The sequence below is a fragment of the Sphingomonas citricola genome (assembly GCF_019429535.1).
GTDB lineage: Bacteria > Pseudomonadota > Alphaproteobacteria > Sphingomonadales > Sphingomonadaceae > Sphingomonas > Sphingomonas citricola.
On the sequence record NZ_JAHXZM010000002.1, the window covers coordinates 58,858 to 71,003 of the forward strand.

The window sequence follows — 12,146 nt, forward strand, 5'->3', positions numbered from 1 at the left end:
CCGCCGATGTCACACTGAGACGCGGCGTGCCAGCGCGCTGCGTTTCTCCTCCAGTTCGGCGCGCGTGCGTTCCATCGTATCGATCTCGGTCGCCTCGAGCAGCCCGTCGATCACGCGCGCCAGATGGTCGCGCATCGCGGTGCGCGCGGCGGCCGGATCGCGGTTGCGCAGCGCCTGGATGATGACGAGATGCTCGTCGATGCGCGGTTGCACGCCGACCTTGCGCGCGCGCTCCAGCATCTCGGCGCATAGGGGCGAGCTGTAGCGCGCATCCCACAGCGACTCGATCACGCCGACGATCGCCGAATTCGCGGTTGCGCGCGCGATGACCAGGTGGAACTCGCGATCGGCCCGCTCGCCCCCGACCTGCTGCTGGTTCTCGCGCTCCATCTCGCCGATCAGTTCTTCCAGCCGTGCGAGATCGGCCTCGGTGATCGACAAGGCGGCTAGTGCGGCGGTCTCGCCCTCGAACAACCGGCGCGCCTCGGTCAGCTCGAACGCGCCGATATCGAGGCTGAGCGACAGCGCGTCGCTGCTGGGATTGTCGACGACGAAGATGCCCGATCCGTGGCGTGATCGGACTAGCCCCGTGACCTCGAGCGCGATCAACGCCTCGCGGATCGTCGGGCGGCTGACCTTGTGCTCCTCGGCGAGGTGGCGTTCCGACGGAATGCGCTGCCCGGGGCGATAGTCACCGCGCTGGATCGCGGCGGCGATCGCGGCGGCGGCCTGCTGGTACAATTTTCGGCCGTCGGGCTGGAGGAGCGACGGCGACGCGCGAAGTGGTCTTATCAATGCAACTCTTCCCGGATGGCTACGCAGCCTAGCGGGTTGGCTACACCGCTGCAACGCGTCGAAACTCGCCAGGGTCGACACTACTGTCTTACCAACCGTAAATGCCGCTTGCCAATGGTAAGGCCAATTGGTACGCCTCCATCATGTCCAGCCGACCAAAGAGCGGCGACACGTCAAAGGGAGGATTTCGATGAACCTGCGCACGTCCGCCGCGACCATCGCCATTTCGGTCGCACTCGCCACCGCTGCCGCCCCGGCCACGGCACAGACGCCAGTGCCCCCGACCCTCGACGCGACACCGACTGACACCGCATCCGCGCAACTGACGCAGGACGGGCAGGGCGCACCCGGCGGCCCGACCGCCGCGGTTCAGGGCGAGGCGACCGCGGGCGAGATCATCGTCACCGCCAACAAGCGGGCCGAGAACATCCAGCAGGTGCCGCTCGCGGTCGCGGTAGTGACCCCGGCACAGCTCGCCAGCGCGGGCGTCCGCAACTTCACCGACATCGGCAAGATCGCGCCCTCGCTCGTCGTGCGCCCGGCCGAACAGCCGCAGAATTCCAACATCTCGCTGCGCGGCGTCGGCACGTTCGCGTTCGGCATCGGCGTCGAATCGAGCGTCGCGGTGCTGGTCGACGAGGTGCCGCTCGCATTCCAGGCGCGCGCCTTCACCGACCTGCCCGACGTCGAGCGGATCGAGGTGCTACGTGGCCCGCAGAGCACGCTGTACGGCAAGTCGGCGTCCGCCGGTCTCGTCAATCTGATCACGCGCAGCCCGACCAGCACGCTGCGCGTGCGCGCGAACGGTGTGGCGACGACCGACGACGAATACGGCCTGAACTTCAGCATCTCGGGGCCCGCAGGCGACGGCCTCGGCTACGTCGTCTCCGCCGCGTACAACAATTGGGACGGCAACGTGAAGAACCGCTTCAACGGCAAGACCGTGAACGGCCGCGAGACGCTCAACCTGCGCGGCAAGGTTCGGTGGGAGCCGGTCGACGACGCGTCGCTGACGCTGTCGCTCAACTACGTCAACGGCAACACCGATGTCGGCCGCCCCTTCGTCCGCTTCGGCCCGAATGCGCGGCTGCGCGGTACCGCCGGCCTCACCCCGGCGGTCGTCCTGCCCGGTGTCAGCGTCGAAGAGTTCAACGACGAGATCAGCAACAATTACAATTCGCGCACCAAATACGAGGGCGGGGGCGGCTATCTGCGCGGCGAGGTCGCGCTGGGCGAGATGAACCTCGTCTCGATCACCTCCTATGATCGCTTCCACCTCGACGATTTTCTCGACCACGACGACACCTCGGCCGCGGGCGCGATCGGCAACAACACCCAGGTCGGGCAGTTCGACTCCGAGCAATATACGCAGGAAGTCCGGCTACAGTCGCCGGGCGACAAGCCGTTCCGCTATACGGTCGGCGTGTATCTGGCGAGCAATGCATTCGAGCGGCCGTTCCAGCGCGGCCCCGTCTTCTCGCTCGCCAATTGGTTCGCGACGTCGAAGTCGCGCCAGATCGCGGGCTTCGCGCAGGTCGACTGGACGCTGACCCCGGGGCTTACCCTCACCGGCGGCGGACGCGTGCAGAACGAGCGGGTCGCCTATACCTACCGCGACAATCTGACCAACCGCTTCTATTCGGGCGACGCGAGCGACACCGCGGGTACCTACCGTGCGAGCGTCAAATACGACCTGACGCGCGACATCAACGCGTTCTTCACCTACGCGACCGGGTACAAGGGGCAGACCTACGATCTGACCACCGGGTTCAACCAGAACCGCGCCGCGGCCGGCCCGATCCGCCCCGAACGCTCGCGCGACAAGGAGCTCGGCATCCGCAGCCAGTTCTTCGATCGGCGTTTGACCGCGAACGTCACGCTGTTCGACACCAATTACCGCAACCTGCAGGCGCAGACGATCGAGACGCTGGCGGACGGCACCTCGAACTACCGGCTGACCAACGTCGGCAAGCTGAACACCCGCGGCATCGAGTTCGAAGGATCGCTGCGCCTGTCCGACGACCTGAACCTGAACGGCGCAGTTACCTACCTCGACGCCACCTACAAATCGTTCCCGGTCGCGCAATGCTATCCGCTCCAGACGACGGCGCAGGGCTGCACCGGCACGCCCGCGAGCCAGAACCTGAACGGCGAGCGCGTCGCGCAGGCGCCGGAATGGAAGTTCAACGTCAGCGGCGATTACTCGCCCTCGCTGACCACCGGGCTGCGCGGCGTCGCGCAGTTCAACTGGCAATATCAGAGCAGCCTGTACTTCGCCCCGCGCGATCCGCAGCTGTTCCAGCCCGCGTTCCACATCGTCAACGTCGGGCTCGGCGTGCGCGACGAGGAACGCCGCTGGGAGCTGGTCGCCTTCGTCAACAACGTGTTCGACCAGCAATATTACGGCGCGCTGGTCAACACCGCGGGCAATTTCGGCAACAACATCGCGACCCAGGCCGTGCTGCCGCGCGATTTCAAGCGTTACGCCGGACTGCGCCTGGGCCTGAACTTCTAGGGGCACCGGCGGGATACGAACGGGGATTGGTGATGACGATGAAGAAGGTGGTGCTGGCGGGTGCGCTGCTGGCGGTCGCGACCGGCACCGCGATCGCCGCCGGGGTGCCGCACCCCGGAACACCGCGCCCCGCCATCCAGCCCGCGGATGATGCGCAGGCCCGCCCACCGGTCGACGCGCCCGAACTCGCGCGGCTCGGCGCATATCCGGTGGGGCTCGCGCGCGTCGAGCTGGTGCAGCCGGCGCAGGCCGACCCGTTGCAAGGCGCGGACCGGCCGCTGGTGACCGCGCGGCGGCTGCCGACGCTGGTCTGGTACCCGGCGGCTCGCGGGGGGGCACGCACCGGGACCGGCACCACCTACCATGCCGCGATGTCGGGCGCGGACGGGCGCGACGTTCCGTTCACGCTCGCCGGGCTGGCCACACCCGGCGCGCGCGCAGCGGCGGGGCGGTTTCCGCTGGTCATCCTCGCCCATGGGTACGGCAACGCGCCCGAGGCGCTCGCCTGGCTGGGCGAGAATCTGGCGAGCAAGGGTTATGTCGTCGTCGCCCCCGCGTTCGGCGATCCACCGATCAGCATCCGCACCGCCGCGGCGCGGTCGGGTCCGATCACGCGGCGTCCGCTCGACATCGCGTTCGTGGCCGCCGAGGCACAGCGCCGCGCCGCGCGGCGCGACGGCGTGTTCGCCGCCGCCGATGCATCACGCACGGTGCTGATCGGTTACTCGATGGGCGGCTACGGCGTGCTGACCGCCGCGGGCGCGCTGCTCAACCCGCAGATGGGGTCGCTGTCGCGCGGGATCCTCGCCGATTACGCCGCGGGTGGCGCGCGCGCGGCATCGCTCAAGGTCGCGAACGTGAAGGCGGTGGTCGCGATCGCGCCCGCCAGCCGCTTCGGCGAGACACCGGCCTGGTCAACCTCCGGGGCAGGCGTCGGCGCGATCACGGCACCGACCTTGTTCGTCGCGGGCGAGCACGATCACGCGGTCGGCTATGACGCGGTGCGCGACCTGTTCGCGCGGGAGCGGCGCGCGCCGCGCTACCTGCTGACCTTTAAGGGCGCGGGGCACAGCATCGCGCTCGCCGGCGCGCCCGCGGAAATGCGCGGCACCTTCTGGGACATGGACTGGTTCGAGGACGCGGTGTGGCGCAAGGATCGCCTGCTGCCGATCCAGATGCACTTCATCACCGCGTTCCTCGACCGGTTCGCGAAGGGCGAGACGGCCAAGGCGGCCTATCTCGACGGGCTGGTGAGCGATGCCGACGCGGGCAACTGGCCGAACGCGCCGATCGGGCGCTACGACGGGTTCAGCCCCGGTGCGCCGGTCGCAACCGTGTGGAAGGGGTTCCAGCCAAGCCGCGCCACCGGCCTGCGGTTCGAGGCGGAGCCGGCCTCGTGAGCGACGACGTGAGCGGCGATGCGCCGCGGATGACGCAGACGATGCGCTGGTTCGGCCCCGCCGATCCGGTCAGCCTCAGCGACATTCGCCAGTCCGGCGCGACCGAGGTGGTGACCGCGCTACACGACATCCCCAACGGCGAGGTCTGGCCGCTCGAGGCGATCAGGGCGCGCCGCGCGACGGTGCAGGCAGCCGGGCTCGACTGGACCGTGGTCGAGAGCCTGCCGGTGCACGAGGACATCAAGAAGCGTGGGCCTGACTGGGACCGGCTGATCGAGGCGTACCGGACCAGCCTGCGCCACTTGGCCGCCGCGGGCATCCGCGTGATCACCTACAATTTCATGCCGCTGCTCGACTGGACGCGCACCGATCTGGCGTGGCCGATGCCCGACGGCGCGCTGGCGCTCAGGTTCGAGCTCGAGATGGTCGCGGCGTTCGACCTGTTCATGCTCGCGCGGCCTGGCGCACGCGACGATTACGCGCCCGACACGCTCGCGGCGGCGGAGCGTCGGTATCACGCGATGGATGAGGCGGCGCGCCACCGGCTCGAGCGGACGATCATTGCCGGACTGCCGGGCAGCGAGGAGAGCTTCACCGCCGCGGCGTTTTTGGACGCCGTGCGCGGCTATGACGGGATCGACGCCGACACGCTGCGCGCGAACCACGTCGCATTCCTGCGCGCGGTCTGTCCGGTCGCCGACGAGGTCGGCGTGCAATTGGTCGTCCACCCCGACGACCCGCCGTTCCCAATCTTCGGCCTGCCGCGCGTCGTCAGCACCGAACGCGACGTAGCCGCCTTGTTCGACGCGGTGCCCAACCGGTCGAACGGGTTGTGCATGTGCACCGGATCGTTCGGCGTCCGCGCCGACAACGACCTCGCCGGAATGGTCGATCGCTTGGGCGCGCGGATCGGCTTCCTCCATCTGCGCTCGGTACAGCGCGAGGCGAACGGCGCGTTCCACGAGGCGCCACATCTGGCAGGCGACGCGGGCATGGCGGCGGTGGTCGCGGCGGTGCACCGGCTGCAGCGACGTGAAGCGCGCGCGATCCCGATGCGCCCGGACCACGGGCACCAGATGCTCGACGACCTGAGCAAGGTGACCAACCCGGGCTATTCGCTGCTCGGACGGATGCGCGGGCTCGCGGAGTTGCGCGGGCTGGAAGCGGGGATCGCGCACGCGACGACCTGAGACGAGAGATGCGGCGATGAACGACCGCGCGCAATGGAGAGGCGGGAGAGGCGATATGTCGAACAGGTTCACGCTGATGGGCGCGGGGTTGGTCGCCGCGCTGGCGATCGCTCCGATCATGGCGCAGCAGGCCCCGCCGCCAGCGCCGCTGCCCGCCGGGACATCGGCTCCCGCCGTGCCGGATATTTCGCTGCCCGCCCCGGCGCCGCTCCTTGTCGCTGCCGATCTGCGCGACGGCACCGACCTGTCTGGCCCGTGGCATTATTCGATCGACCCGTTCCGGTCGGGCATCGCGGGCTTCCACGGCGAAGCCCCCGACAGCGGGCAGCAGCGCTGGCGCGACGTCGACGTGCGCCAGGCGATGGCGAACGACAGTCGCACCTTGTACGAATTCGATCTCGCGCGCTCGCCGCTCGCGTCGCTGCCGTCGTCGTGGCTGACCCACGCGGCCGAGCTACGGCACTATGACGGGCTGATGTGGTACCAGCGGACGTTCACGCCGCCCGCGAAGCGGCAGGGGCGATATTTCCTGCGCTTCGGTGCGGCGAATTACGCGACGCGCGTGTACCTGAACGGACAGGAAGTAGGCCGGCACGAAGGCGGGTTCACGCCCTTCGCCTTCGACGTGACGCGGCTGCTGCGCGACGGCATCAACCAGTTGACCGTCGGCGTCGATTCGCAGGCGACCGAGGCTACGGTGCCGCCGCCCGTCACCGATTGGGAGAATTACGGCGGCATCACGCGCGCCGTACGCTTGATCGCCACGCCCGACACCTATGTCGACGACGCGTGGATCAGGCTGACGCGCGACGGACGGCTGGCGGCCGACGTCCATCTCGACGGGCCGCAGGCGGCGAACTGCGCGGTGCGGTTGCGGATCGCGGCGCTGGATCTCGACCAGACCGGACGCACCGACGCCGCGGGCAACTGGCGCGCGACGATGGCCGCCCCCGCCGCGCTGGTACGCTGGTCGCCCGAGCGCCCGCAATTGTACGACGTCAACGTCGAGGCGGGTGCCGACCATTGGCGCGACCGCATCGGGTTCCGCACGATCGAGGTGCGCGGCGCCGACATCCTGCTGAACGGCAGGCCCGTCTATCTGCGCGGCATCTCGATGCACGAGGAGGAACTGGGCGCCGAGCCGACGCGCGCGATGACCCCGGCGGCGAGCCGCGCGCTCCTGTCGGAGATCAAGGACGGCCTGCACGGCAATTTCGTGCGGTTGGCGCATTACCCGCATTCCGAGGTGACGCTGCGGCTCGCCGACGAACTGGGGCTGATCGTGTGGAGCGAAGTGCCCGTCTACTGGCGCGTCGCCTGGGGCAATCCCGACACGCTCAGGCGCGCGCGCACGATGCTGGCGGAGAACATCCTGCGCGATCGCAACCGCGCCGCGATCGCGATCTGGAGCGTCGCCAACGAAACGCCCGTCAACGATCAGCGCAATGCGTTCCTGCGCACCTTGGTCGCCGACGCGCGGCGGATGGACGACACGCGGCTGGTCAGCGCGGCCTTGCTGGTGGAGCGTGACCGAGCCGCGGACCATCCGGTGATGACGCTCGCCGATCCGCTCGCCCCCGCGCTCGATGTGCTGGCGATCAACACCTACAACGGCTGGTACACGCCCGACCGGCTGCGCGACCTTCCCGCCAGCGAATGGCGCGTGCCCGCGGACAAGCCGCTGATCTTCTCCGAATTCGGCGCGGATGCGCGCGCAGGCTTCCACGATCCCGCCAACAAGCAGAAATTCTCCGAGGATTATCAGGCCGATTACTACCGCGCGACGCTGGCGATGGCGGCGCGGTTGCCGACCCTGCGCGGCATGTCGCCGTGGATCCTGAAGGATTTCCGTTCGCCCAGGCGGCAGAATCCCGATTTCCAGCAGGGCTGGAACCGCAAGGGGCTGATCTCGGAAACGGGCGAGCGCAAGGAAGCGTTCGGCGTCCTCTCCGACTTCTATCACGCGCGATCTGTCAGCCCGTCGATCACCGATCGCGAACGCGTCGAACCGGCATCGGCACGACGAGCGCACCCGGTGACGGTTCGACAGCGCTAGGATAGCCCGTATGTCGCGCACGCCCGCGTCGCCGCGCCGCTATCCTCGCCCGGTTTCTCGGGGTGAGGGCGTATCGAGCTACGTCGGAGCAAGATGCTGCGAAACGTTGCCGGCGGCCCGCCGTGACATGCCTGTGCGCGGTCGTTGCAACATGGTGCAATCCGCCTGAAATCTGACGCTGACACGGCAGTCTTGCTGCCCGTTACGGGCCCGTCAGCAAGGAGACGCCCATGTCGTTCGCGCACCCGTCGGTACGCCCCTTCCCACATGATGTGACGGGCGGTGCGTGTTGAACGCCGCCTGTTCGACCGCCGCCTGCCTGCCCCCCGCCGACGTGACCGGCCCGGGCCTGTCAGCGACCACTCCCGACGACGGCGCGCCGGTGGCGCCGCGGATCGTCATCGTCGACGACGATCCCGGCATCCGCGAATTGTTGACCGATTACCTGACCAGCCACAGCCTCGGCGCGGAGGCGGTCGCGAGCGGGGCGGCGCTGCGCGAGCGGCTGTCGTATCGGCCGTGCGACCTGATCATCCTCGACATGATGATGCCGGGCGAGGATGGCCTATCGATCCTGCGGACGTTGACGAGCGCGGCCGATCATCCGGCGGTGATCATGTTCTCCGCGGTGACGAGCGAGGTCGACCGCGTCGTCGCGCTCGAACTGGGTGCCGACGATTACGTGTCGAAACCCAACAGCCCGCGCGAGATGCTGGCGCGTGTGCGCGCCGTGCTGCGGCGGCGCGGGCTGGCGAACGGCGGCGGCGAGAAGGAGGAGACGGGCAGCGGCACCGCGCCCGCGCTGTTGTTCACCTTCGCCGGCTGGCGGCTCGACCGGCTGTCGCGCCGCGTCGTCAATCCGGCGGGCGAACTGGTGCCGCTGTCCGACAGCGAATTCGAGATGATGCTCCTCTTCGTCGAGGAACCGCACGTCGTCCACTCGCGCGAGAAGCTCGCCGATCTGCTCCACAGTCGCGAAGGGGGGATCAACGACCGCACCATCGACGTGAAGGTCAGCCGCTTGCGTGCCAAGCTGATGGCGGGCGGCGGCGACGAGATGGTGCGCACCGTGCGCAGCCGCGGCTATCTGTTCCTGCCCCAGGTCCGCGCCGCCTGACGCGACAGGACGGGGCGGCACGCGCGACGTGCCGCCCCCCAATCAGATCAGAACCTCAGCTTCGTCGCGACGAAGAAGGCGCGACCATATGGGTCGTAGGTCGAGGGATAGGTGTTCGCCTGTTCCTGATTGTCGCCCAGGATCGGCGGCTGGCAGTTGAACACGTTGTTGACGCCGACCGACCAGGTGAAGCCGCCCTCGGTCTCGAACGCGGCCGACAGGTCGAAGTAATTGTACGCCTTGATGTGGTTGACCGAATAGTCGCCCGAATCGTCGTCGACCGGCGACAGGTAACGGTGCAGCACCGACAGCGTCACCGGGCCCGATGCCCAGGTCAGCCGGTTCGACAGCCGCCACTTCGCGTACGGATTGCCGCACGAATTGCCGAATTTGCCCGCGCAGTTGATCGTCAGATCGGGGATCGCCGACAACGGGTTGAAGTCGAACGAGATCAACCGCGTTCCGCTCGCGCGTAGCGTCAGCCGGCTGTCGCTCGCCCCGAACGCGCCGAAACCGAGCGGCATGCTGTAGCGCGCCTCGAAATCGACGCCCTTGGTGACGACGCCGCCGGTATTGGCGAGCGTGCTGACCGCGTCGGTGATCGTGTAACTGTTGCCGTCGCGCGGCAAGGAGGCGCAGTAGCTGGTGTCGAATGGCACGTAACCGTTGCCCGAATTGCCGTAGCAGGCGTTGATCAGGTTCGCGGTGCCCGGCGTAGCGATGTAATTGTCGATCTTGATGCGGTAATAATCGGCGGTGAACGAGAAGCCGGGCAGGAAGCGCGGCTGCAGCACCACGCCGCCGGTCCAGGTGTTGGCGGTCTCCTCGCGCAAACTTGCATTGCCGCCTTGGATCGTCTGGATCTGCGTGCTGCCGCCGTCATAGGCGGTGCCGATCAATGCCGCGGGCACCCCGGTCGACAGGCAACTGGCGTTGAGCGTCGCGTTGGTCAGCGCGACCGCGAGCGTGCACGGATCGGTCGCGGCGGGGAAGTTCTGCGTTGATCCGCTGAACAGGTCCGACACGGTCGGCGCGCGCACCGCGCGCGAATATTGCCCGCGCAGGCTGATGTCCTTGATCGGCGCCCAGACGAGCCCGCCCGAATAGGTGCTGACCGATTTCGCCGCGGTGGAATAATAACTGTAGCGATACGCGCCGTTCGCCTCCAACCGGTTAAAGAACGGCTTGTCGGCGATCAGCGGCACGTCGACTTCAGTGTAAAGCTCCTTCACGTCGTATGCGCCGCTCAAACCCTCGCCCGCGTTGAAGCCGACGACGTCGCCCGACGACAGCGAGAAGTCGGGATTGTAGCTGCCCGCCTCCTTGCGATATTCGGTGCCGAACACGATGCCCGCGGGACCTGCGCCCAGGTCGAACAGGTTCTTGTTGGTGATCGACGCGCTCGCCACCTGTTCGCTGATCGTGCTGCTGTTCTGCACCGGGATGGTGATGAACGCGGCCGCTGCCGAACTGATGTTGCCCGCACCGAAGATGTTGAGCGGAACGCATCCGTTGGCGGTGTTCGAGCAGACGAGGTTGCCGCTCGCGTCATAGGTCGTGCGCAGCGCCTGCAGCACGCGGCTGCGCGACACGTTGCCCGTCTGCGTTTCCTGCGACTTGGTGCGCGAATAGCTGTAAAAAGCGTCGTACGACCAGTCGCCGCCCAGATTGCCGCGCCCGCCCAGCACGACACGGTAAGCGTCGTTGTCGATCGAGGAGATGCGCGGGCCGACCTCGCTCAGCCGGCGGTAGATCGTCGAGGTGACGTAACCGTCGCCGTCGGTGTCGAGCGACCGCAGCAGCGACTGCGACGAAGCCGACAGGAACGAGGAATCGACGTCGAGCGCGACCGAGCCGGTGAACGGCGTCGGTGCGAGCTGGTTGCGCACGCGGTTGTTGATGAACTGCCCCTCGGCATAGACGGTCAGCCTGTCGCTCACGTCGTAATGCGCCTGCGCGCTCATCAGGAAACGTTCCTGCGGCACCTGCAGGTAATTGTCCGGCGCATAATTGTACGCGTCGGTCAGCGAACTGTAGCCCGAATAGCTGCCGTCCTGCTCGAACTTCCGGTTGACCCCGCCGACCACGAAGCGCGTGCCTGGGATCGACCCCGACCCGCCCGCGATCAGCCCGCCCGACCCGTCATCGACCAGCGCTTGCTGTGAATAGCTGCGCGCATTCTGCCGCACCGCGTCGCGCTTGGTATAATCGAAATAGATCGTCGCATTGCCGCGGCCTTCGTCGAAATTGCCGCCGAGCAGCAGGTTGGTGTTGAACGTGCCGCCGTCACCCGCCTGGTTGATGCGGTAGTTCGCACTCGCCTTCGCGCCGGTGAAATCCTGCTTGAGCACGAAATTGACCACGCCCGAGATCGCGTCGGAGCCGTACACCGCCGACTTGCCACCGGTGACGATGTCGACCCGCTCGATCAGCGCGGTCGGGATCGTGTTCAGATCGACCACCTGGTTAGCGTCGTATGAGACGTAACGCCGCCCGTTGACGAGCACGAGCGTGCGCGTCGGGCCAAGCCCGCGCAGGTCGGCGGTCGCGACGCCGCCGCCGGGGTTGTTCGACGCCCCCGTCGTGCTCGGGATCAGTTGCGGCAGGTCCTTCAGCACGTTCTCAACGTTGACCTGTCCCGACAGCGCGAATTCCTGCGCGGTGACGGTCGAGATCGGCGCCGCCTGCGTCAACTCGGGCCGGGCGAGGCGCGAGCCGGTGACGACGATGTCGCCTTGCGCGGCGGCATCGGACGACGTGCCATCGGCCGCGACCGCATCGCGCGCGGGGCCGGTCTGCGCGAGCGCGGGCGATGTGACGGTGGCGAGCAGCGTCGACGCCAGTAACAACCGGCGGTTGATAGAATACATTAATGAACTCCCCGAAGACCACTCCGTGTCGAGTGGTTAATCGATATGTCGCGCAGCAAATGTCTGCGGTTCGCATCGGAGCACTTCGGGTCGATCGTATCAACGCGTGATCAGCGGGCGCCGATAGGTTGACCGTTGCAGTGTTGTGACGGGCACGCTTTGTTGCGAAGAGCTACACGTCATGTACCAAGCGTTGCTGTGGC

Annotated in this window: 7 protein-coding genes; 5 read left to right on the plus strand and 2 right to left on the minus strand. The window is 67.7% G+C overall.

Annotation, left to right across the window (positions count from 1 at the left end; all coding sequences use genetic code 11):
- Positions 1–9 precede the first annotated feature (9 nt).
- Positions 10–795 (minus strand): FadR/GntR family transcriptional regulator, encoded by a 786-nt coding sequence (locus KZ810_RS04245; protein WP_258044429.1) that lies wholly within the window; start codon positions 793–795, stop codon positions 10–12.
- 190 nt (positions 796–985) lie between these two features.
- Between KZ810_RS04245 and KZ810_RS04250 the strand changes: the two genes are divergently transcribed.
- The 5 genes from KZ810_RS04250 (at position 986) to KZ810_RS04270 (ending at position 9,073) form a co-directional block, all read left to right on the plus strand.
- Entirely contained in the window at positions 986–3,310 is a 2,325-nt protein-coding gene (locus KZ810_RS04250) for a TonB-dependent receptor (RefSeq protein ID WP_219767787.1), read from the plus strand.
- Between the two features lie 32 nt (positions 3,311–3,342).
- Positions 3,343–4,710 carry an alpha/beta hydrolase family protein gene (locus KZ810_RS04255; protein ID WP_219767788.1) on the plus strand — a complete coding sequence of 456 codons (1,368 nt, stop codon included), beginning with the start codon at positions 3,343–3,345 and terminating at the stop codon, positions 4,708–4,710.
- Positions 4,707–5,900, plus strand: coding sequence for a mannonate dehydratase (uxuA, locus tag KZ810_RS04260; protein ID WP_308461484.1), 1,194 nt, complete (start codon positions 4,707–4,709; stop codon positions 5,898–5,900). Before KZ810_RS04255 ends, uxuA begins: the two co-directional genes overlap by 4 nt.
- Positions 5,901–5,955: 55 nt before the next feature.
- Entirely contained in the window at positions 5,956–7,956 is a 2,001-nt protein-coding gene (locus tag KZ810_RS04265) for a glycoside hydrolase family 2 protein (RefSeq protein WP_258044430.1), read from the plus strand.
- A gap of 286 nt (positions 7,957–8,242) precedes the next feature.
- On the plus strand, positions 8,243–9,073 hold the full coding sequence (locus tag KZ810_RS04270) for a response regulator (protein ID WP_308461485.1): 831 nt from the start codon (positions 8,243–8,245) through the stop codon (positions 9,071–9,073).
- A gap of 47 nt (positions 9,074–9,120) precedes the next feature.
- Here KZ810_RS04270 and KZ810_RS04275 read toward each other — a convergent pair whose 3' ends face one another.
- Positions 9,121–11,943: a TonB-dependent receptor domain-containing protein gene (locus tag KZ810_RS04275; protein WP_219767789.1), complete on the minus strand. Its 2,823-nt coding sequence runs from the start codon at positions 11,941–11,943 to the stop codon at positions 9,121–9,123.
- Positions 11,944–12,146: the final 203 nt, after the last annotated feature.